Source organism: Nonomuraea sp. bgisy101, from assembly GCF_057708945.1.
Genome location: NZ_JBYITD010000024.1, coordinates 83764 through 106141 on the forward strand (window position 1 = coordinate 83764; position 22378 = coordinate 106141).

Annotated in this window: 17 protein-coding genes; 9 read left to right on the forward strand and 8 right to left on the reverse strand. The window is 72.2% G+C overall.

Annotated features, from left to right (window positions below):
- Positions 1-44: 44 nt before the first annotated feature.
- Both AC3EO4_RS36935 and AC3EO4_RS36940 read left to right on the forward strand, forming a co-directional pair.
- Positions 45-872: an aldose 1-epimerase family protein gene (locus AC3EO4_RS36935; protein ID WP_379571908.1), complete on the forward strand. Its 828-nt coding sequence runs from the start codon at positions 45-47 to the stop codon at positions 870-872.
- Positions 851-1849 (forward strand): phosphotransferase, encoded by a 999-nt coding sequence (locus tag AC3EO4_RS36940; RefSeq protein ID WP_379571910.1) that lies wholly within the window; start codon positions 851-853, stop codon positions 1847-1849. The genes AC3EO4_RS36935 and AC3EO4_RS36940 overlap by 22 nt, the downstream gene beginning before the upstream one ends.
- Here AC3EO4_RS36940 and AC3EO4_RS36945 read toward each other — a convergent pair.
- Entirely contained in the window at positions 1846-4113 is a 2268-nt protein-coding gene (locus AC3EO4_RS36945; RefSeq protein ID WP_431900091.1) for a M64 family metallopeptidase, read from the reverse strand. The two genes, AC3EO4_RS36940 and AC3EO4_RS36945, sit on opposite strands and share 4 nt — an antisense overlap.
- Positions 4114-4188: 75 nt before the next feature.
- On the opposite strand from AC3EO4_RS36945, the gene AC3EO4_RS36950 reads away from it, so the two are divergent.
- The 4 genes from AC3EO4_RS36950 (at position 4189) to AC3EO4_RS36965 (ending at position 8769) form a co-directional block, all read left to right on the forward strand.
- Entirely contained in the window at positions 4189-5136 is a 948-nt protein-coding gene (locus AC3EO4_RS36950) for a LysR family transcriptional regulator (RefSeq protein ID WP_431900093.1), read from the forward strand.
- Positions 5137-5178: 42 nt separating this feature from the next.
- The gene (locus AC3EO4_RS36955; protein ID WP_431900094.1) at positions 5179-6345 is read left to right on the forward strand and encodes an FAD-dependent oxidoreductase; all 1167 of its coding nucleotides are present in this window, start codon (positions 5179-5181) and stop codon (positions 6343-6345) included.
- A 140-nt stretch (positions 6346-6485) separates the two neighbouring features.
- A complete protein-coding gene (locus AC3EO4_RS36960; RefSeq protein ID WP_379571918.1) occupies positions 6486-7814 on the forward strand; it encodes a class II 3-deoxy-7-phosphoheptulonate synthase in 1329 nt (442 codons plus the stop codon).
- 178 nt (positions 7815-7992) lie between these two features.
- The gene (locus tag AC3EO4_RS36965) at positions 7993-8769 is read left to right on the forward strand and encodes an SAM-dependent methyltransferase (RefSeq protein WP_431900096.1); all 777 of its coding nucleotides are present in this window, start codon (positions 7993-7995) and stop codon (positions 8767-8769) included.
- A 52-nt stretch (positions 8770-8821) separates the two neighbouring features.
- Here AC3EO4_RS36965 and AC3EO4_RS36970 read toward each other — a convergent pair whose 3' ends face one another.
- The 6 genes from AC3EO4_RS36970 to AC3EO4_RS36995 form a co-directional block, all read right to left on the reverse strand.
- A complete protein-coding gene (locus tag AC3EO4_RS36970; RefSeq protein ID WP_379571922.1) occupies positions 8822-9199 on the reverse strand; it encodes a thioredoxin family protein in 378 nt (125 codons plus the stop codon).
- 59 nt (positions 9200-9258) lie between these two features.
- Entirely contained in the window at positions 9259-12000 is a 2742-nt protein-coding gene (locus AC3EO4_RS36975; protein WP_431900097.1) for an FtsX-like permease family protein, read from the reverse strand.
- Positions 11997-15176, reverse strand: a complete 3180-nt coding sequence (locus tag AC3EO4_RS36980; protein WP_431900099.1) for an FtsX-like permease family protein — start codon at positions 15174-15176, stop codon at positions 11997-11999. The genes AC3EO4_RS36975 and AC3EO4_RS36980 overlap by 4 nt, the downstream gene beginning before the upstream one ends.
- Positions 15177-15267: 91 nt before the next feature.
- Positions 15268-17037 (reverse strand): thiol reductant ABC exporter subunit CydC, encoded by a 1770-nt coding sequence (gene cydC, locus AC3EO4_RS36985; protein WP_431900100.1) that lies wholly within the window; start codon positions 17035-17037, stop codon positions 15268-15270.
- A complete protein-coding gene (gene cydD, locus AC3EO4_RS36990) occupies positions 17034-18842 on the reverse strand; it encodes a thiol reductant ABC exporter subunit CydD (protein ID WP_431900102.1) in 1809 nt (602 codons plus the stop codon). Before cydD ends, cydC begins: the two co-directional genes overlap by 4 nt.
- A gap of 32 nt (positions 18843-18874) precedes the next feature.
- Positions 18875-19603 (reverse strand): cytochrome d ubiquinol oxidase subunit II, encoded by a 729-nt coding sequence (locus tag AC3EO4_RS36995; protein ID WP_379571932.1) that lies wholly within the window; start codon positions 19601-19603, stop codon positions 18875-18877.
- A gap of 154 nt (positions 19604-19757) precedes the next feature.
- On the opposite strand from AC3EO4_RS36995, the gene AC3EO4_RS37000 reads away from it, so the two are divergent.
- From AC3EO4_RS37000 to AC3EO4_RS37010, 3 genes are read left to right on the forward strand one after another with little or no spacing between them, the layout of a single operon-like run.
- Positions 19758-19919, forward strand: coding sequence for a transposase (locus AC3EO4_RS37000; RefSeq protein ID WP_431900104.1), 162 nt, complete (start codon positions 19758-19760; stop codon positions 19917-19919).
- Entirely contained in the window at positions 19912-20082 is a 171-nt protein-coding gene (locus AC3EO4_RS37005) for a helix-turn-helix domain-containing protein (RefSeq protein WP_431900105.1), read from the forward strand. The genes AC3EO4_RS37000 and AC3EO4_RS37005 overlap by 8 nt, the downstream gene beginning before the upstream one ends.
- Positions 20079-21092 (forward strand): RNA-guided endonuclease InsQ/TnpB family protein, encoded by a 1014-nt coding sequence (locus tag AC3EO4_RS37010; protein WP_431900107.1) that lies wholly within the window; start codon positions 20079-20081, stop codon positions 21090-21092. The genes AC3EO4_RS37005 and AC3EO4_RS37010 overlap by 4 nt, the downstream gene beginning before the upstream one ends.
- A gap of 37 nt (positions 21093-21129) precedes the next feature.
- Here AC3EO4_RS37010 and AC3EO4_RS37015 read toward each other — a convergent pair whose 3' ends face one another.
- On the reverse strand, positions 21130-22302 hold the full coding sequence (locus tag AC3EO4_RS37015; protein ID WP_379571935.1) for a cytochrome ubiquinol oxidase subunit I: 1173 nt from the start codon (positions 22300-22302) through the stop codon (positions 21130-21132).
- Positions 22303-22378: the final 76 nt, after the last annotated feature.

A 22378-nucleotide genomic window follows, 5' to 3' on the forward strand; every position in this document is an offset into this window, starting at 1 on the left:
GCGCACCCCCTCTGTATTCTTTGCCGGTCGAAAGGAATCCCCTCGTGCCCACACTTTCCGGCGCCGGCTACACCGCCGAGATCAGCACCCGCGGCGCCGCCGTCCGCGGCCTGCGTCACGGCGCGCGCGAGCTGCTCACCAGCTGGCCCGAAGGCGGCCCCGTCCCCTACTTCGCGGGGACCCTTCTGGCGCCGTGGCCCAACAGGGTGGGCGGCGCCGTCTACACGTTCGCGGGCGAACGCCACGAGCTGCCGGTCAACGAGCCGGGGCGCGGCCACGCCCTGCACGGCCTCGTCCACGCGGCCGAGTGGCGGGTGGACGAGGAGCACGGGTCGCGGGTACGGCTGGCGTACGACCTCGCCCCTTCGCCCGGCTACCCCTTCACTCTGTCGTTCCTCGTCACCCACGCGCTCGGCGAGCGGGGCCTGACGACGACGGTCTCCTGCGGGAACTCCGGGGAGCGGGCCGCCCCCTACGGCTGCGGCCCGCACCCGTGGCTTCTCGGCGGGCGGCTGCACGTGCCCGCCGAGAAGGTGCTGCTGCCCGACGAGCGGATGCTGCCGCGCTCGCTGGAGGAGGTGGCGGGCACGCCGTACGACTTCAGGCAGCCCCGCGAGCTCGGAGACACCCCCCTCGACCACACGTTCACGGGGCTGTCGTCGGGCGAGGTCGCCGTCGACGACATCACGGTGAGCTGGGACCCGGCGGTGATGCCGTGGGTGCAGGTCTGCACGGGCACGCACCTCGGCTACACGGGTGTGGCGGTCGAGCCGATGACCTTCCCGCCCGACGCGTTCAACTCGGGAGCCGACCTGGTCGTGCTGGAGCCGGGTGACGAGCACGAAGCGTCGTGGACGATCGGAGTCCGCTGATGGAGAGCAGGACCAAGCGCAGGCTGGCCGCGGACGAGTTGTCGCGGCTCGCCCATCGGGCGGTCGGCTCGCACGTGAGCGACGCGGTGGAGCTGGCCGACGGCTTCGCCAACGCGGTGTGGCGGCTGACGCTCGACGACGGCCGCAGCGTCGTGCTGAAGCTGTCGCCGCCGCCGGAGCTGGAGCAGCTCACCTACGAGCACGACCTGCTGCGCATGGAGGCGGCCGCCTACCCGCTGGCGGCGTCGGCGGGGGTGCCGGTGGCGGCGCTGCTGAAGGCGGGGTTCGACGATCCGGTGCTCGGCGGCGACTACCTGGTGCTGTCCGCGCTCGACGGCACGCCGTGGAACCAGGCGGCGCTCGACGAGGCCGCGAACGCGGCGCTGCGGTACGAGCTGGGCGGCCATCTGGCCCGTTTCAGCACCGTCACCGGCGAGGTGTACGGCTACCCGCACAACGGTCTGACGGGCTCGACGTGGCGCGAGGCGTACCTGCGGATGGTGGGGGCGCTGCTCGACGACGCGCTGCGCTACCCGGCGACCCCGCTCCCCCGCCCGGTCGCCGAGCTGAGGGCGGTGCTGGAGGGCGCCTCGGGCGTGCTCGACGAGGTGACCACGCCGCACCTGGTCCACTTCGACGTCTGGCCTGGCAACGTCTTCCTCGACCTGACGGGACGCCCCCGCATCCAGGCGATCATCGACCACGAGCGCGCCTTCTGGGGCGACCCGCTGGCCGACCTGATCACGCCGACGCTCTTCCGCGAGATCGACGAGGACGACCCGCTGCTGGCCGGCTACCGCGCGGTGCGCCCGCTGGAGCTGACTCCTGGGGCACACCGGCGGCTCGACCTCTATCGCGCGTATCTCTACCTCATCCTGCTGGTGGAGAACGGCCCCCGGCAGTACCCGGAGGCCGACTACGCTCCACTGCGCGATCTGGCGATGACCTCGCTGGTCAAGGTCCTCGACCGGCTCTAGTAGTGCCGGTGGCCCTCCTCGCCGTGCTCGGGTACGGCGGAGTTGGTCACCGCCTCGTAGTCCTGGCCCGCCTCGGCGCCCAGCGTTCTGGCTCTGGCGTCCTGGCCGGCGAAGCGGCAGGTGGTGGCGCCGGTGACGGTGTTGGGGGCGCCCAGGTCGTCGGGGGTGGCCCCGGCGCAGGTCAGCGCGCCCCTGACCGTGGTGCCCGCGACGATCGCGCCGGTGGTCCCGTTCAGGACGGCGGCGCCGCGGATCCTGGCGCCGACGGCGGTGAGCGCGCCGCCGGAGACGCTGAGCGCGCCGTCGACCTCGGTGTCGAGCAGGTGGAGCTCGGCGGCCTTCGAGGCGGTGAGCGCGCCTTCGACCGTGCCGCCCCGCACCACGAGGGAGGCGCCCGGCCGTACGGTGACGGGGCCCGTGATCTCGGCGCCGGTCAGGCAGGTCACGCCCTCGCGCACGGTCAGCGGGCCGCGGTGCGCGCCGGTGACGGTCGTCGTGCAGGCGGGGGGCGGGGCGATCGTGGTGACGGTGAAGGCGCGCTCCCTGCCGTGGTTGCCCGAGGCGTCGATCGAGCGGTACTCGATCGTGTGGCGGCCGCGGGGCAGCTTGCCGTACACGAGGTGGTCGATGGTGGTGCCGGTCTCGGTGAAGGTCCACGGCTGCTCGGAGGAGGTGGGCCAGCCGAAGTAGTTGAACCAGCCGTCGCCGTCCACCCGCGACTCCGAGACGACGTAACCGTCGTTGTCGTCGTCGCCGGTGAGCCTCATGGTGAAGGGCCCGTTGTAGATGTAGGTGTCGGCGCCCGGCTTGAGCAGCGGCTTCGACAGCTCGTAGGCGGTGGTGGGGGCGACGGCGTCGACCTTCCACGTGAGCGTCTGGCCGCCGAGGGCGGCGGTGAGCGTGTGCGCGCCCGTGGTGCGGCCCTTGAGCGCGACCTCCGTTCCGGTGGCGATCTGCCTGCCGTCCAGCGACCAGGTCACGGCGGGGACGGCGGCCGCGGGGTGGGTGGTCTCGACGTAGACGACGTCGGCACCGCCGACGGGCCGGTCGGTCGGGGTGGAGGAGACGATGGCGGGCGCGACGCCGTCGGGCGGGGTGGTGATCGCAGTGTCGACGGTCCAGGTGCGGGTGCTCGTCATGGCGGTCCTGATCGCGGGGTCCCTGACGAAGTCCGTCGGGTCGGTGACGGTCGCCCTCACGGTGTGGGTGCCGGGGGTGAGGCCGAGCGTGCGCAGGTCGAGGACGTCGACGTCGCCCGGGAGGTCCTTGCCGTCGACGTTCCACGTGGTGACCAGGCCGTGGCCGACCGGGTGCATCGGCTCGACCCACAGCACGCGGTCGGCGCCCACGGGGGCGGCGGTGGGGGTGGCGTCCTGGACGACGTCGGTCTTGGCGGTGATGCGCCGGACCATGACCTCACGGCTGACCTGGTCGAAGTAGTAGCCGAGGGTCTTCATCATGGAGTGCCTGCTGGGCCGCCACACGCCCGTGGTCGTGTACAGGCCGCCCTCGTAGCGGGCGATGGGGCCACCGGACTCGCTGGCGTCGCCGAGCCAGCGCCACCACTTGCGCTGCTGGTCCTTCATCTGCTGCTCGGTGAGCAGGCTGTGGTGGGCGCTGCTCGGCTCGCCACCGGTGTAGGGGCCGCCGGGGACGCCGCGCTGGTAGTAGTCGTACTCGTCCTGCAGACCGCCGAGCGAGTGTCCCAGCTCGTGCGGGCTGATCAGCGCCGACATGGCGTTGCTGCCGGAGGCCGTGGCGTACGAGCCGCCGGCGCCGCCGTAGGTGCCGCTGTTGGCCAGCGCCATGATCTGCCGGTTGGCGGAGGTGGTCCCGGCGATCATGTTGGCGTAGCGGGTGGCCGCCGCGTTGTTCATGGTGATCAGGCGCTGCACGCTGGAGGCGTTGCAGCCGCCCCAGAAGCCCATGCTCAGGGGTGTGGTCTTCCTCGGCGAGGTGAGGTCGGGGTCGCAGCTGACGCCCGACTCCCCCGAGACGATGTCCACGCGGTAGACGTTGATGTAGTTCCGGTAGGACTTGAACGGCTCGATGGACCACATCACGTTGAGGTGCCGGTCGACGTCGGCTCTGAAGGCCGCCTGCTCGCTCTCGGTGTACCCGTCACCCATGATGATCAGGTTGAAGCGCTTGCCGGGCGGGCCCGTCACCTGGACCTGCGTGACCGTGGCGCTGCCCGGCTCGGCGAGGGCGGGAAGGGGGACCAGCCACGCGAGGGCCAGCACCGCTGCAACAAATATCCGCATGCCCCGAAATATCGGCCTGTGCAGCGGTCGCAGGGACATCCCATATGGGGATAATCCCGGTGTTATGGTCCGGGCATGCAGTTGGAGCTGAGGCATCTGAGGGTGCTGAGAACCATCGCCGACCAGGGCAGCGTCACCAGGGCCGCCGCGTCGCTCGGGGTCTCGCAGCCCGCGTTGACCGCCCAGCTGCGCCGCATCGAGCAGACGCTCGGCGGGCCCGTCTTCGAGCGCGACCACCGAGGCGTGTCGCCGACCGCGTTCGGGGAGTTCGTCCTGGCCAGGACGCGTTCCATCATCGCGGGCGTGGACGACCTGCTGCAGGCGCGCACGCCCGCCCATCCGGTGGTGCGCGTCGGCAGCTTCGAGAACCCGATCGTCGTCACGCTGCTGGAGAGCCTGTCGAGAACGCTGCCCGACTCGCGCATCACGCTGCAGACCGAGCACTTCGTCAGGGTGCTGGTGGACATGGTGGCCAACGACCGGCTCGACGTCGCGCTGGTGGCCGACTACCCGGGCCACGCCTTACGGTCGCACGCGTCACTCGGGCTCGGGGTGGTGGCGGTCGAGCCGGTCTTCGTGGCGCTGTCGTCGGGGCATCCGCTGGCGGGCCGCGACGAGGTGGACCTGGCGGAGCTGGCAGGCGAGCAATGGGTGCTGCCTCCGTCGGACGGTATGGGCTGGCCCGAGCACCTGCTGGAGGCCTGCGCGGCGGCGGGGTTCTCACCGCGGGCGCGCTACCAGATGGTGGAGGCGGGGGTGCGGCGCGAGCTGGTCGGCGCGGGGCACGCGGTGTCGGCCTGCCAGGCGCTCTACGACGCGGGGCCCGCCGTGACCGTGCTGCCCCTCAGGGGGAATCCGCTCTGGATGCGGCACGTGCTGCTCTGGCGCACCGCGGGTCCTGTGGCCGCGCAGTCGGCGACCGTGCTGGCCGCCGCCGTGTCCGCGCACCGGGCCGTCGCTGCCCGCAGCCTGCCGTACCAGGCATGGAGCAGCCGGTACGGGACGCCGCCCGACCTCATGTGAGCGCCCCTTGCGCATCCACGGATCTCAACGCATGATGAATTTATGCGCTGTGTGATAGCAGGCGGCGGCCCGGCGGGCGCGATGCTCGCCCTGCTGCTGGCCAGAGCGGGCGTCGAGGTGACGCTGCTGGAGAAGCACGCCGACTTCCTCCGCGACTTCAGGGGGGACACGATCCACCCCTCGACCCTCCAGGTGCTCGACGAACTGGGCCTGGCCGAGGAGTTCCACCGCATTCCGCACCGCAAGGCGTACGGGCTCGACCTGGTGACAGACACGGGGGTCAGTCACCTGGCCGACCTGCGCGGCCTACCGGGACGCTACGACTACATCGCCTTCGTCCCGCAGTGGGACTTCCTCGACCTCCTCACCTCCCAGGCCGCGAAGTATCCGTCGTTCCGGCTGCTCATGAACGCCGAGGCGTACGGGCTGATCCGCGAGGGCGGGGCCGTGCGCGGCCTGCGGTACCGCGACGAGGACGGCGAGCACGAGCTGAGGGCCGACCTCACGGTCGCGGCCGACGGCCGCGGCTCGGTCCTGCGCAAGGCGGCGGGCCTGGTGCCGAAGGAGTTCGGCGTGCCGATGGACGTCGTCTGGTTCAGGATGCCCCGTGAGGACACCGACCCCGGCGACACCTTCCTGCGCGTCTCGCCGGGCCGGCTCATGGCCACGATCAACAGGGAGACCTACTGGCAGCTCGGCTACGTCGTCCCCAAGGGCGGGGCCGAGCGGCTGCGCGCCGCGGGCATCGAGGAACTGCGCCGCCAGGTGGGCCGGCTGCTGCCGTTCCTCGGCGAGCGGGTCACGCTGCTCAAGAGCTTCGAGGACGTCAGCACCCTCACCGTCGCGCTCAACCGGCTGCGCCGCTGGTATCGGCCAGGATTCCTGTGCATCGGCGACGCGGCGCACGCGATGACACCGGTGTTCGGTGTGGGGATCAACCTGGCCGTCCAGGACGCGGTCGCCACGGCCAACATCATCCTCGCGGAGGGTCCCTCCGCGGTGCGCGAGGTCCAGCGGCGGCGCATGTTCCCGACCAGGGTGACGCAGCTGGCCCAGCAGGTGGCGCAGAGGCGGCTGATCGCGCCCGCGCTGTCGGGTTCGCTGCGGCTCACCCGGGTGCCCGACCTGACGCGCGTCCCCTTGCTCAACAACCTGGCCAGGACCTTCATCGGCAACGGCGTCCGTCCCGAACATGTGGCCACCAGGTGACATGACAGGACGGCCGCGCGCGCAGGTCCGGCCCCGCTGGCCTTTCGGGGACACGGTCACGGCCACCGGCGCCGCCACGTTCTCACAACGTGGACGCCGAGGTCGGCGTGCGGGGGGCTGGTGGAATACCCTCGTATGCCGTGAGCAACCTTGATTCCTGGCGAACCATGACCGCGGCCCAGCAGCCGGACTGGCCCGACCGCAGCGAGCTCGAGAAAGTGGTCGCCGAGCTCGGCGGACTGCCACCGCTGGTCTTCGCGGGCGAGTGCGACCAGCTGAAGGACCAGCTGGCCGCCGTGGCCAGGGGCGAGGCCTTCGTCCTGCAGGGCGGCGACTGCGCCGAGACGTTCGCCGGCGCGACCGCCGACAACGTCCGCAACAAGCTCAAGACACTGCTCCAGATGGCGATCGTGCTCACCTACGCCGCCAAGGTCCCGGTCGTGAAGATCGGCCGCGTCGCGGGACAGTTCGCCAAGCCCCGCTCCAAGGGCACCGAGGTCCGCGACGGCGTGGAACTGCCCGCCTACCGCGGCGACATGGTCAACGGGTTCGAGTTCACCGCCGACTCACGCAAGCCCGACCCGTGGCGGCTGCTGCGCGCCTACCACTCCTCGGCCGTCACGCTCAACCTCGCCCGCGCCTTCACCAAGGGCGGCTACGCCGACCTGCGCCAGGTGCACGCGTGGAACCAGGACTTCGTGGCCGAGTCGCCTGCCGGGCGCCGCTACGAGCAGCTGGCCAGGGAGATCGACCAGGCGCTGGCGTTCATGCGGGCCTGCGGCGCCGACCCCGAGGAGTTCCACACGGTGGAGTTCTACTCCTCGCACGAGGCGCTCATCCTCGACTACGACAGGGCGCTCACCAGGGTCGACTCGCGCACCGGCCTGCCGTACGACGTGTCGGCGCACATGGTCTGGATCGGCGAGCGGACCCGCCAGCTCGACGGGGCGCACGTGGAGTTCTTCTCCCGCATCCGCAACCCGATCGGCGTCAAGCTCGGCCCCACGACGACGCCCGAGGAGGCGCTCGCGCTGGTCGACAAGCTGAACCCGAAGAACGAGGCGGGGCGGCTGACGTTCATCACGCGGATGGGCGCGTCCAAGATCCGCGAGCACCTGCCGGTGCTGGTGGAGAAGGTGACCGCGTCCGGCGCCCAGGTGGCGTGGATCTGCGACCCCATGCACGGCAACACGTTCGAGGCCCCGAGCGGGCACAAGACCAGGCGGCTCGACGACGTGCTGGACGAGGTGGCCGGCTTCTTCGAGGTGCACAGGGCGCTCGGCACGCACCCCGGCGGCATCCACATCGAGTTCACCGGTGACGACGTGACCGAGTGCGTCGGCGGCGGGCAGGAGATCGTCGAGGACGACCTCTCGCTGCGCTACGAGACGGCGTGCGACCCCCGCCTCAACCGGAGCCAGTCGCTGGACCTGGCCTTCCGGGTGGCGGAGCTGTACCGGTCGGTCTGACCCCGCCACGCCACGCGCCCGCTCCCTCACTCAGGGGGCGGGCGCTCGGTTTCCCCTGGGGGCCGCGGCCCGCTTCCCCTGGTGCCGCGGACCTCCTGGTTGTCCGCGGTACGGCGGACATGAAACCGAATCGTCTTCTATGATCGCCAGGACAACGTCACCCAGGTGTGGAGTAATCGTGGATGGTCAGCCGGCCCCCGAGGGAGTGGACCCGAGCGTCCCCAACGTCGCGCGGATGTACGACTACTACCTCGACGGCAAGAACAACTTCGCCGCCGACAGGGCCGCCGCCGAGCAGATCCTCCAGCTCTTCCCCGAGACCAGACGGTCGGCCAAGGAGAACCGCGCCTTCCTCGGCCGCGCCGTACGCCACCTGGTCAGCCAGGGTGTCGACCAGATCGTCGACCTGGGCTCGGGCCTGCCCACTCAGGGCAACACCCATGAGAGCGCGCCGGGCGCGAGGGTCGTGTACGTCGACTACGACCCCGTCGTCTGCGCGCACGGCAGGGCGCTGCTGGCCGACGGGACGAACGTCGACATCCTGCACGGGGACGTCCGCGAGCCGGGCAAGCTCCTCGTCGAGCTCGGCGAACTGATCGACTTCAGGCGTCCTGTGGCGTTCCTGATGCTCGCCGTCCTGCACTTCCTGCCCGACACGGAGGCCTATCCCGTCGTCGGCGCGCTGAGGGAGGCGAGCGTGCCGGGCAGCCACCTGGTCATCAGCCACGCCATCGACGCCAAGCCGGACACCACGCCCGAGGCGCTGCAGATCTACGAGCGCGCCACCGCCTCGCTCAGGCTGCGCACCGAGGAGGAGATCAGGCGCTTCTTCGACGGCTACGAGCTGGTCGAGCCCGGCCTGGTCTTCCCCAAGGACTGGCGTCCCGAGCAGCCGCCGCTGGTCGGTGACAGCGCCAGCTCGATCGGCTACGCGGGCGTCGGCGTCCTGCGCTGACAAAGCGGCGGAGCCCTCACCCCATGCGGGCGAGGGCTCCGGGAGTCCGGTTCTAGTTCTGCTCGGAGGCGGTGCCCATCTCCTGGGCCAGCTCCGCCCTGATGGCGTCCATGTCGAGCGCCTTGACCTGCCCGATGAGGTCCTCGAGCGCGGGCGCGGGCAGCGCGCCCGGCTGGGCGAAGACGACGATGCCGTCACGGATCGCCATGATCGTCGGGATGGAGGTGATCTCGAATCCCTCCGACAGGCCGGGCTGCGCCTCGGTGTCGATCTTCCCGAACGTCACGTCGGCGTGCTTCTCGGAAGCCTTCTCGAAGATCGGCCCGAACGTACGGCACGGGCCGCACCACGCCGCCCAGAAGTCGAGCAGGACGATCCCCTTGTCGGCGATGTCGTTGAAGTTCTGGTCGGTTACTTCGATGGTCGCCACAAGTGGCTCCTCATATCGTCGTCAAACTTGCTCTTTTTAGAACCTCAAGCATTACACGCTCATTCCCCCGCCCGCAGCGCCACTCCGACGCCGCGCCTGCCGGATGCGGCGACGTGCCCGACGGCGCCGAGCAGCGCGGCCACGGTGACACCCGCGCCCAGCAGGAGCGGGGTCGTCCAGGTGACGGAGTAGCCGACGGGCAGCCCGCCCGCGTAGTCGCTCAGATCCACTCCCCCGCCGAAGACCGCGGGGTAGGCGGTGCCGAGCAGGATGCCCGCGACCCCCGCCGTGATCACCAGGGGTGACACCTCGCCGAGCGTGATCGCCTGTGCCTGCCTGCCCGACATGCCCATCGTCGACAGGTAGGAGATGCTGCGCCGCCGCTCGGCGGCGCCCGCGACGACCGTCACCCATACGGCCAGCAGCGAGTAGACGGCGAGCGCGAGGGCCGACAGCCGGAAGGCCAGCGTGATCGTCCTGGTGAGCGGGGTGGACACGATCGCGGCCAGGTCCGCCTCGCGGGTGCCGGCCACGGCCCACGCGCCGAGCGCCTTCTCCAGATCGGCCGCATTGATCCCCTCGCCGAAGACGAACAGCTCGTTGGGGCGCAGCGGCGCCTTCTCCTCCGGCAGCACCGAGGTGGGCAGGACGAGCAACTCGCCGGCGGGCTCGACACCGGGGAAGCGCTCGATGTGGCCCACGTGGTCGACCACGACGGGGGCGGCGTCGTTGCCCGACAGCACGATCGGCCTGGCCCGTGCCGTGCCCAGGCCCCTGGTCACCAGGACGGGGGCCGCGGAGCCCTTGGCGGTCGCCGCGGACCTGTCGGCGGCCCTGTTGACGGCCGTGACGGGCACCGACACGGCGGGCGGGGCGTCGGCGAGGCTCCGTGCGTAGGCGGCGGTGTCCAACCGCAGGTAGGTGAAGGCGAGCGTGCCGCCGGACAGGCGACCCGCGCGCAGCTCGAAGGGGATGACCTCCCGCACACCTGGCAGCCCGCGCACCTGCTCGATCGCCTCCGGCGAGATGGCGCCCTCCCCGACCGACACCCTGGCGTCGGCGCCGGTCCGCTGCCAGGCGGCGGCGCGCTGCCCCTCGGCGAGCGAGTCGAGCGTGAGCGCGCTGTAGACCGACAGCGTGAGCGCGGGCACCAGGATCAGCGCGGGCAGCGTGGCGGCGGTCCTGGAGCGGGCGGCCGCCGCGACCGCGAGGAACAGCACCGGGCGCCTGCTCCTGGCCGCGGCGAGGGACAACAGGCGCAGCAGGTACGGGTAACCCCACAGCAGGACCAGCGCGCAGGCGAGCGCGACGGCGGTGGGCGCCGCCACCAGGAGCGGGTCGCCGCCCGACCCTGGCGGGGCGGCCGTCACGCCGCGGCTGATCGCGAGGTAGGCGGCCACCGCCGCCAGGAGGACGACGAGGAGGTCGGCGACGAGCCTGCGCGGTGTGAACGGCCTGACGACGAGGTCGTCGCGCCGCTCGACCAGCGGGCCGCGGTGGACGACGAGGAGGTGGCCCATGCCGTACAGGAAGGTGGCGAGGACCAGCGCGGGTGCCGCCAGCAGCGACATCGTCGTGTCCAGGCCGGGCGCCAGCCTGGACAGCGCGAAGCCCAGCGCCGCCCCGGGGACGACGGCGAAGAGGATCACCGCCGCGCCGACGGCCGCGAACTGGGCCGTCGAGGCGGCCCTGGCCCTGGCGGCCACCAGGCCGGCGGCGACGCGGCCGAGCAGCAGGCCGAGCACCAGCGCCACCACCCCGAACGCGACCGCGAACAGCCCGGCGAGCTGCAGCCCCATGAGGGTCTGGGTGGCGCCCAGCTTGCCGAGGAAGTCGTCGGTCGTCGCGGGCAGCCTGCTGGTCACCTTGTACGGCATGACCGGCGTCGACATCCGGCGCGCCGCCGCCGTGAAGGCGTCCAGCGCGGCCCCGAGCCGGGGAGCGGCCTCGACGGTGAACGCCGAGGGCACGGCGGAGAACCCCCAGCGGTAGTTCATCCGCTCCCTGACCTGGCTGAGCGCCGCCACGACCTTCTGGTCGGCCAGGCCCGTGACCACGAACGAGGCGGCGTTGGCGGCCGGGTTGGGAATGTAGACGCGGGCCATCGAGGGGAACACCGACCAGAACGGGTCGGCGGGGTCGATCGGCTCGTACAGGCCTGTGACCTTGATGAGGAGCCCGCCCGCCGAGACGATCGTGGCACCGACGTCGAGCCCCATCTGTTCGGTGACGTCCTCGGGCAGGCCGACCTCGACGGTGGTGAGCTGGGGCCTGGCCATCAGGACGGTGAGGGCCGCGTCCTGCCGGGGGTTGGGCGTCGACCGTTCGGTGAGCGGGTTGGGGCCCGTGGTGACGTTCGAGGGAGGGACGCCCTTGACGTAGCGGACCCGCTTGGCCGCGCCGGTGTTCCACGCCAGGTCGACGAAGTTGTCGGCGCGCGGCTCGCGCCCGACGTGGCCGACGAGCCTGAGGCGGTTGGTGCTCACCCCGTACTTCACCTCGCCGACCAGCGAGGCGAGGGCGGGCGGCATGGCCTTGCGCAGCGCGTCCATGCGCGTGGCCAGCGCGGCGGCGTCGGCGGGGCGGGCGCCGACCGCGACCGACTGCGCGTCCACGGCGATCTCCAGCAGCTCGGGCCTGGTCTCGCGGACGGCCTGCAGCAGCGAGCGCTCGTAGGAGTCCTCGAACACCCTCGGCAGCGCCCCGCCCAGCAGCGTCATGCTGAGCACGAGGACGCCGAGCAGCGCGGCGATGCCCCGATGCAGCAGGGTCAGGCGGGCCGCGAGCCGGATGGCGGTCATGCGTCCTCCCCGATGTGCCTGGCCTGCGCCAGGCCGCGACGACGCAGCGAGCCCGCGAGCGCGGCCACGATCGCGAACAGGCCCGCCGCGATGACCGCGAGCAGGACGGCGGTCTGGACCCAGGGGATGTCCAGCCGCACGGGCGGGGTCACCGCCGTGACCTGCCCTGACAACACCAGGTGCGGCACCACGACGGCCGCCATGCCGCCGGCGAGCAGGGTGCCGCCCGCCAGGCCGAGCCCGATCAGGAACGTCTGCTCGACCGCGAGCAGCCCGAGCACCTGGCGGAAGGTGACGCCGAGCGCGTGCAGGAGGCCGAGTTCGGCCGAGCGTTCACGGGCGGCGACCGCGGCGTTGACCGCGAACCCGAGCCCGGCGAAGATGACCGCGGCGACGAAGCCGATCAGCAGCGCGCTCTGCAGGCCGCCGGCCAGCGGGTCGTCGCGCAGCTCGGTGAAGACGCTCTGCCGGTCGAGGACGCGCGCGCTCCAGCCGGGGTGAGCGGCGAGCGCTCGCGTGGCGGCGCCGGGGTCGCCGTCCTCGGCGGCCGCCCACCATTCGGTGACCCTGGGCGGCGCGTTGACGGTGAGGATGTTCCTGTCGGCGAGCGTGGGCAGGTCGACGAGGACGCCGGGCTCGCCGACGGTCATGCCGGGCAGGCTGTCGACGACGGCGACCACGATGAGCGCCGAGGTGGTGGCGTCGAACGGCAGGAACAGCCTCATGCCGACCGAGAGCTTCTCCTCGGCGGCCAGCTCGTCGGTGACGACGACGGGCAGCGGCTGGGGCAGCGTCGCCCGACCGCCGACGGTGCCGCCGAACAGCCGCTGCGACGGCGTACCGGGCGGTACGGCCAGCACCACCGCCTTGCCGCGTTCGGGCACGGCGTCGATGCCGAACAGGCCGCCCTGCCCCGTCGTGACCTCCTTGACGCCGCCGTCGCCGACCCCGCTGCCCTGGAACCTGCCGACCTGCTCGAACCCGGCCCATGCCAGGTCGCCGGGGGGCTGGACGTCGTGGCCGCCCGCCCTGAGCGCGGCGACCACGACGGGTGCGGGCGTCTCGCCGAAGGTGAGGCCGCGCACGGCGAGCGGATAGGCGATCCTGCCTGCCCTGCCGGCGAGCGCGGCCAGGTCGGCGACCAGCGCCCGCTCGCCGGCAGCTGCCCTGTCGGCCAGGTCGAGCCGCCAGCGCACGCCTTCGGCGTCGCTGATCAGGAGCTCGGCCTTCAGAGGGGCGGGCGCCCGCGTGCGCACGATCACGGCGAGCTCGGAGGGCGTGCCGGGAACGGGGACCGCGCGAAGCGTGGGCCTTCCCGCTGTGAGCCCCTCCGCCATGGCGGCCAGGGAGACGGCCGACAGGTCCTCGCGCAGGTTCATGACGGTGTCGAGCCGGTCGGCGTCGAGCGCGAGCAGTTCGGCCGAGCCCGACCCGATCGACACCGAGTCGCGGACGGCGGGGCTGACGGCGCTGACGCCCGGCAGGCTCGCGTACACCCTGCCGGCGCCGAGCCCGCCCACCTCGCCCGGCCCCGTGGCAGGGGAGATCCGCAGGTCGGCGCCTACCCTGTGGCCGGCCTGGTCGCGCTGCGACGACTCCCACGTGGTCGTCGTGGTGATCGACAGCACGCCGATGGCCACGGCCATGGTCAGCAGCAGGGCGGGGCCGACGTAGCGCAGCGGGCGGCGGCTGACCTGCCACGCGCCGAGAGCGGGGGCCAGCGTGGCACGGCGCGAGGTGAGCCTCGCGACGAGCCCTGACGTCCACGGCACCAGGCGCATGCCGAGCATGCCGCCGCTGAGCAGGGCCAGCGCCGGGCCGGTGACGAGCATGGGGTCGATGCCGAGCCCACCCCCGGCGGTCGCGGTGACGGGCGAGCCGTACCTGGTGAGCTGCCAGACGGCCAGGCCGGCCACCACGAGCAGGGCGATGTCGCCGCCTGCCCTGGCCAGCACGCCCCCGCGGTCGCCGCGGCCGCGCGCGGCCTGTTCCTCGACATAGGTACGGCGGGCGCTGCGCGCGGCGGAGGCGGCCAGCAGCGCGGCGCCGGCCAGCGCCGCGGCCGCCGCGATCGCGAACGTGACCGGTTCGGGCGCGGCGGGCACCCGTACGGCTCCCGCCTGCGCCCACAGCAGGCCGCTGACGCCGTTGAGGACGTGCGGGGCGGCGAAGGGGGCGATCACCACGCTCGGCAGCGCGATCAGCAGTGCCTCGGTCATGCTCAGCGACACCAGCCCGCCCATGCCCGCGCCTCGGGCGCGCAGCAGCGCCATCTCCATGCGGCGGCCCTCGGCCAGCATCCTGGCGGTGAGCATCAGCGAGTACCCGGCCAGGATCAGCAGCTGGAGCACCGGCACCAGCATGGTCGACTGGCCGACCAGCGCGCTGCGGTCGAGCTGGGCGAGATAGGTCGACAGCTCCTCGCGCACCGTGCAGTCGGCGCAGGCGGGGCGGGCCTTGAGCCGGTCGGGCAGGCCCGCGGCCGCCGCCGAGAGGGGGGCGAGGTCGCCGGTGGCGATGTTCTTCAGGTCGGGGGTGACATGCCAGTAGCCGAGCACCTGGTCGGCGAACCTCGCCAGGAACGTCTCCCCTGGAACCATGAGCGCGTCGTCGGCAGGGGGATGGAGGCCGTCGGGCGTGGCGAACACGCCGGTGACCAGCACTGTCAGCGGCTGGTCCGCCTCGCGGCGCCGTACCGTGAGCTCCTGGCCCGCGCTGACCCCCAGCCGCTGCGCCGTCTCCTGCGGCAGCGTCGCCTGCAGTGGCTCCGCGCCGGGGCGCGCCCACGTGCCCTGGAGCAGCTCGGCGCCGGTCTCCAGATCGGAGCGGGTGCCGAAGAGCAGCCGCTCTCCGTCCTCGCCCTGGTAGGGGCCGGACTTGATGACGGAGACGACGCGTGGCGCGAACCGGGGGAAGGACTCCGCCGCCTGGGCGCGGACGGCGGCGTCGGCCTGGGCGAAGCTCTCGCGCTTGACCCACGTGGTGACCTCGGCCGAGGTCCTGGCCCGGTCGGCCTGTGTCACGCTCCAGCGGACGCCGACGTCGACCACCGAGGAGATGGAGATCGCCAACGACACCAGCGTGGTGGTGGCCAGCAGGATCGCCGCGAACGCCGTCAGCGGGAGCAGGGGCTCGGCGGCCGCACGCTTGACCACCCACGTCGTCCGGCCCCGCATCCGGTGTCCCCCTCATATCTGTACGGGAGAACATTCGCGGGACAAATCTCACACATGCAAGAAGTGCCTTGATTTCAGCACATAGTTGAGATCATCCCGAGACCAGGGCCTCCGACTGCCACAGATCCCGGTAGTAGCCAGGCTCGCTGACCAGGTCGTCGTGGTGCCCGCGCTGGACGACCCGCCCCTGCTCCAGCACCACGATCTCGTCCACGTGCTCTAGTCCCTTGAGCCGGTGGGTGACGAGCAGCGTCGTACGGCCGTGCGTCACGTCGAGCAGGTCGGTCATCAGCTCGTCGGCGGTCGCCTCGTCGAGCGCCTCGGCGGGCTCGTCGAGCAGCAGCACGGGCGGGTCGTACAGCAGGGCCCTGGCCAGGGCCAGGCGCTGCAGCTGGCCACCGGAGACCGTCCTGCCGTCCTCGCCGAGCTCGGCGTCCCAGCCGGTGCGCGCCACCCAGCGGTCCAGCCTGGCCCTGCGCACGGCCTGCTCCCGCTCGTCGGGCGTGGAGGCGGGGCCGGCCAGGCGAAGGTTGTCGCGCAGGGTGGTCTGGAAGATGTAGGGGTCCTGGGTGAGGCCGGTCATCAGCGTCCGGACGTCGTCGGAGTCGAGGTCGGCGATGTCGACGCCGTTGACCCTGATCGCCCCCGACTCGGGCTCGACCAGGCGCATCAACGCGGCCAGCAGGGTGCTCTTGCCCGCGCCGCTGGGTCCCACGAGCGCGACCCGCTTGCCCGGCGTCAGCGTCAGGCTCACCCCGTCGACCGCCGCGGCCGGCGTGCCTCGCGCGTCCGTCCCCTGACCTTCCGCCGACGCCGGGTTCGGGGCGGCGGGCCTGGCGTGCCGTACCACCAGGTCGTCGATCTCGACGGTCAGCGGCCCGTCCGGCAACGCGGCGGGCGCGGCGGGTTCGGTCACGGCCGGCGGAACCGACCCGATCTCCTTCAACCGGCGCAGCGCGGCGGCGATCCCCGCGTACCGCTCCCCCGCGGCGGCCAGCGGGAGCACGGGCTCGAAGGAGACCAGCGCCGTCAACGCCAGGACGGCCGTCGCGACGCTGCCCGCGCCCGTGCTCTGCGCCAGCCACACGATCGCGACCACCGTCAGCCCCTGCACCAGCACGCCGACCGCCAGCGCCGCCGCGTGGACGCGGGCCTGGCGGCGTTCGAGGAAGGACAGGGCGGCGTCGGCGTCGAGCGCGTCGGTCAGCGCCCGGCCTCCCGCGCCGTAGGCGGCCAGGTCGGCCGAGCCGTGCACCAGGTCTGCCACCCGTTCGGCGAGCGCCGCCCTGGCCGGGGCGATGCGCGCCGACCAGCGGCGGGCGGCGGCGGCCGTACCCGCGGGAAGGAGCACGCCCGCCACCACGAGCCCCGCCAGGAGCACCGGCGCGGTGCCGGGATGGACGGCGAACGCGACGACGACGGCGGTCACGCCGGTGATGAGAGCGGCCGTCGCGGGCAGCAGGCAGCGCACGAGCAGGTCCTGCACGGCGTCGGTGTCGTCGACCATCCTGCTGAGCAGGTCGGCGCCCCCGTGCCTGGGCTGCTTGGGCGGGATGAGCGACTCGTAGAGGCGTTCGCGGGTGGCGGCCTGGGCGCGAAGGGCGACGTCGTGCCCCGTGAGGCGTTCGGCGTAGCGGAAGACGCCCTTGCTGGTCGCGAACGCCCGCACCGCCACGATCGCCACGCTCAGCGCGGCCAGCGGCGGTTGCTGGGCGGCCGTGGTGATGAGCCAGGCCGCCGACGCGGTGAGCCCCACGCCCGCCAGCTCGGCCGCCGCGCCCGCCAGCACGGCCCACACCACGCGGGCGCTCATCCGCCTGCGCGTGGTGGCCGGCGTCCCCGGTTGCCGCGTGGTGGTCATCGCTCGTCTCCCGCCTGCGCCGCCGTCCGCGCCTTCCCCGTGTCCCCGTCGCATGATCGTCCTCCGCCCGGCCCTGGAGGACGGCCGGAGGAGGAGGCGGCGGTGTCGGAGACCACGCGGCCCTCGTGGATGCGGATCACCCGATCGGCCAGGTCGATCATCGCTGGCCGGTGGGCGACGATCACCGCGGTGCGGCGGTCGCTCAGCTCGGCCGTGGCGGCGACCACCGCGGCCTCGCTGCGCCCGTCGAGCCTCGCGGTGGGTTCGTCGAGCAGCAGCACGGCGGTGTCCGGCCTGCAGAACGCGCGGGCGAGGGCCAGCCGCTGCCGCTGGCCCGCCGACAGGTTCGCGCCGCGCTCGCCGACGAGCGTGTCGTAGCCGCCGGGCATGGCGCTCACGAACTCGTCGGCGTGCGCGGCCCTGGCGGCCTGCCGTACGCGGTCGAGGGAGGCCGAGGGGGCGCCGAGGCGGATGTTGTCGGCGACGGAGGTGGCGAACAGGTGCGGGCGCTGGGGCACGAACGCCAGTGTGTCGCGCCACGCGGCCTGGTCGAGGTCACCGAGGTCGGCGCCGTCGACGAGAACGCGACCCTCGGTGGGCTGGACGAAGCCGAGCAGCAGGTGGAGCAGCGTGCTCTTGCCTCCGCCGCTCTCGCCGACCAGCGCCACGCGCTCGCCAGGGGTGATGACGAGGCTGACGTCCTGGAGCGCGGGGTCGTCGCGGCCGGGATAGCGCACGGTGACGTTCTCCAGGCGGATCTCGGGCGGGCTCTCGGAGGTCCTCTCCGGACGAGGGTGGCTCTCGGAGGCCGGCACAGGGTGAGGGGCGCTCTCGGAGGCCGGCCCTGGCCGAGGTGATCGGGCGCCGGCCCGCTCCTGGGTCTCCTGCGAAGGATCGGCGGTGTCGTCCAGGACGGCGAAGGCGGCGTCGGCGGCCGCGACGCCCTCCATGGAGGCGTGGAAACGGGTCCCCATCATCCGCAACGGCAGGTACGCCTCGGGTGCCAGCAGCAGCACCAGCAGCGCCGTCGTCAGGTCGAGCGACCCGCCGAGCAGGCGCAGCCCGATCGGCACCGCGACCAGCGCCAGCGAGAGCGACGCGCACAGTTCGAGCACCAGCGAGGACAGGAAGGCGACCCTCAGGGTCCGCATCGTCGCGGATCTGTGCGCGTCGGCCACCTGCCGGATGACGGTCGCCTGGTAGCGGGCCCTGCCGAAGGCGCGCAGGGTGGGCAGGCCGCGCACGACGTCGAGGAAGTGCCCGCCCAGCCTGGACAGCGCCCGCCACTGCCGTTCGGTCACCGCCTTGGTGTGCATGCCGACGAGCGCTCCGAAGATCGGGATGAGCGGCAGCGTGACCAGCACGATGAGCGCGCTGGTGAGATCGGCGGCGAAGAGCCTGATGAGAACGGCGACGGGCACCACGCCCGCCACCGCCATCGCGGGCAGGTACCCGGTCAGGTAGGGGTCGAGCGCGTCGAGCCCGCGGCCGGTGAGCGTGACGAGCTCGCCCGAGCGGTGTCCCGTCAGGCGGGCGGGCCCGAGTTCCTGCAGCCTGGCCAGCAGCCGGTGGCGCAGCGCGGACTTCACTCCCGTGGAGGTCCGCGCCGCGAAGATGCCCTGCGCCCAGCCGAGCAGGCCGCGCAGCCCTACCACCGCCGCCAGCGCCGACAGGGCCGCGGTGGTGAACCTGCCCGACAGCACCCCGGCGAGCAGTTCGGCCTGGACCAGCACGAGAAGACCCGCGGTCACGGCGGCGGCCATGGTGACGGTCAGGTGCGTGCGCACCGCGCGCTCGGCTCGCATGAGCCGCAGAAGGTCCTTGTGCAACGAGTCCTCTAGAAGAACGACGGGATGCGGTCGGCGCCCTTGACTGGCCGGAAGGTGCGCCACACCCATACTTGCGCGCCTACCATGACGGGCGCGAACGGCACGACCATGAGACTGAGCACATTCAGCGTCCCTGCGGGCGCGGCGTTGTCCAGCAGGTGCGGGGCGGCGGCCGCCAGCAGCACGATGACGGGCGCGGCGGCGGCCAGGGCGGACAGCGCCAGACCGCGGCCGGTGCCCCTGGCCTGCCGCCAGGCCAGGAAGGTCCTTCCGTGGAAGGCGAACAGCGCGGTGGTGAGGGCGCCGGCGGCGATCCCCGCCGGCCACGGCAGCCCCGCCATGGAGGCGATGGCCATGCCCCACCCGAAGGCGAGCACGAGCGAGCCCAGCGAGATCATCAGGTCCCAGAAGCCGCGCCATGCCGGACCCTCGATCCTGCGGCGGAACCACAGGCCCGCGTCGCGCACGACCCAGCCCAGCAGCATCGCCACGACGAACGGGTAGAGCGCGAAGATCACCTCCCCTTCCAGCAGCGGGAACGCGCCGAACAGCACGCCCGCGACCGCCACCAGCCACACCTCGTTGGCCAGCACGAACGGCGCCATGGCGGCGACCATGCGGTCCCTGCGCTCCTGGGGGCGTCCGGCCAGCAGCAGCCCCACCCCCAGGTCGAAGCCCTCCAGGGCGAAGTAGCCCGCCAGCAGGGCGGCGAAGACGACGAGCCAGACGACTTCCATCAGATACTCCCGAGGGGACCGTCGCCTTTGGACGACGGGGGAATCGGGAGAGGGAGGGCCGCCAAGGCCCGAGCGTGCTCTGACCTGCCAGGTCCGCGCATCAGAATCTCCATTCTCTGAGTTGTTAGATGCATGACGGTGTTGTAATGATCGGGTGACTCGTCAGCTGCGCACCTCTCCCGGTGCGGCGTACGACCTCGGGTACCACGTCGTGTGGTGCCCGAAGTACCGCCGCCCGGTCCTCGGCGGGCGGGTGACGGTGCAGCGCTACATCCAGGCGCAGGCTGAGCGGCCCGGGGCAGGTCGCCGTGCGTAGGTCGTTCAAGTTCCTGCTGCGCCCCACCGTCAAGCAGGCCGCCGCGCTGGCCCAGTGCCTGGAAGACCACCGCCAGCTGTACAACGCCGCGCTGGAGCACCGGCGAACGGCCTTCCGCAAGGCGGGTGTGACCGTCCGGTACGGCGAGCAGTCGGCCGAGTGAAGCACATCCGCGCCGACGACCCGGACGGGCAGGCGCGCTGGTCGTTCTCCTCCCAGCAGGCCACCCTGCGCCGCCTGGACAAGGCGTACGCGTCGTTCTTCAAGCGGGTCCGCGAGGGCCGTGCGCCGGGCTTCCCGCGTTTCAAGGGGCGCGGCTGGTTCGACACGGTGGAGTGGCCCAAAGACGGCGACGGCTGCCGCTGGGACTCCCAGCCCGAGCACCCCACCACCACCTACGTGCGGTTGCAGGGCATCGGGCACATACGCGTACACCAGCACCGCCCGGTCCGGGGCACCGTGAAAACGATCAGCGTGAAGCGGGAAGGCTCCCGCTGGTACGTGATCCTGTCGTGCGACGGTGTGCCCGCCCAGCCGCTCCCGGCGACCGGCGCGGTGGCCGGGATCGACATGGGCGTGGCCTCGCTCGTCACGACCAGCGATGGTGACCACCTGGCCAACCCCCGTCACTTGGCAGTCTCCGCCGACCTGCTCGCCGCCACCCAGCGGGACCTGGCCCGGAAGAAGCCCAGATCCAACCGCCGCCGTAAGGTGGTCTCCCAGCTCGCCGCCCTGCACGCCAAGGTCCGCCGTCAGCGCCTGGACGGTGCGCACAAGGCCGCGAACGCGCTGGTCCTCGACTACGACGTGATCGTCTACGAAGACCTGCCGATCACCAACATGACCCACTCCGCTGCCGGCACTCTCGAACAGCCCGGCCGGATGGTCGCCGCCAAGTCCGGCCTCAACCGGAGCATTCTCGACGCGGGTTGGGGGGTGTTCCTTGCGGTCCTCGCGCACAAGGCTGAAAGCGCCGGTCGAGAGCTGATCGCAGTGAATCCCGCCAACACCTCCCGCACGTGCGCCCGTTGCGGGCACTGCGCGCGAGAAAACCGCCCCACACAGGCTGAGTTCGCCTGTACGGCGTGCGGGCATGCCGCGCACGCCGACGTGAACGCGGCCACGAACATTCTCAGGGCAGGGCTTGCCCTTCGCCGGGCGGAAGCGGCTTAGCGAGAAGCCGCTCCCTTCAGGGAGCGGAGGAGTCACGTCAGACCTCCATGCGGACGGGCGCGGGGGTGGTGGCGAGGGGCCAGGCGCCGAGGGCGAGATCGCCGGGGCCGCGCCGTACGACCCGGGCGATGAGGACGTAGTCGACGACGGCGAGCAGGCCGAGCACCGCGGTGAAGCCGATCAGCGACGCGGTGACCATGCCCGAGGTCAGCCCTGGCGACATGGCGTCGGCGACGGTGAGCCGCTCCCAGATCATCCAGGGCTGGCGGCCGATCTCTCGGGCCATCCAGCCGAAGACGGCGGCGAGGAAGGGCAGCGGCGTCATGATCATCAGGATGGGGTGCGTCCATCGCCAGCGGGGCAGCCAGTAGATGACGGGCAGCAGCATGAGCAGGACGACGAGCTGCAGCAGCTCGCCGATCAGGACCATGAAGCCGAGCCCGGTGGCCGCTCCCGTGTTGCCGTTGAACTTGCCCTCCTGGACCACGCCGAACTGCGCGTAGCCGGTGGCGACGGCCAGCAGGACGCCGACGGCCGAGACCACGACCCCGGTGCGCAGCGACTTGGTGAAGAACTCGGCATAGGCGGTACGGCGGAGCAACTGGTAGGCGCTCGCGCCCATCACCACGAAGCCGCCCGCCGCCAGCCCCGCCCCGAGGACGTGCGGGAAGGACAGGACCAGCGCTTTGTTCGTCATCAGCGCGCCGAAGTCGGTCAGCCGCAGACGGTCGCCGTCGACCACGGAGCCGACCGGGTTCTGCAGGAAGGAGTTGGCGACCATGATGTAGAAGGCGCTGCCGTAGGCGGTGAGGGTGACGATCCAGATGCAGGCCAGGTGCAGGCCCTTGCGCAGCCGGTGCCAGCCGAAGATCCACAGGCCGAGGAACGTCGACTCGAGGAAGAACGCGATCAGCGTCTCCATGGCCAGCGGCGCGCCGAAGACGTCGCCCGCGTAGTGCGACAGGCCGCTCCAGCTCAGTCCGAACTGGAACTCCATCACCAGGCCTGTGACGATGCCGAGGGCGTAGTTGATCACGTAGATCTGGCCCCAGAAGCGGGTCAGGTGCTCGTGCAGTGGATTGCCCGAGCGCACCCAGCGGGTGTGCATGATCGCCACGAGGGGGGCCAGGCCCAGCGTGAGCACCACGAAGAGGAAGTGCAGGCTGCCGGTCAGCGCGAACTGCAGCCGGGCCAGGTCGAGGACGTCCATCCCATCAACTCCGTCGTTGTGTCTGTCTACATATAGAGAGCCTACATGTAGACTGTCTACATGACGACCGCGGACC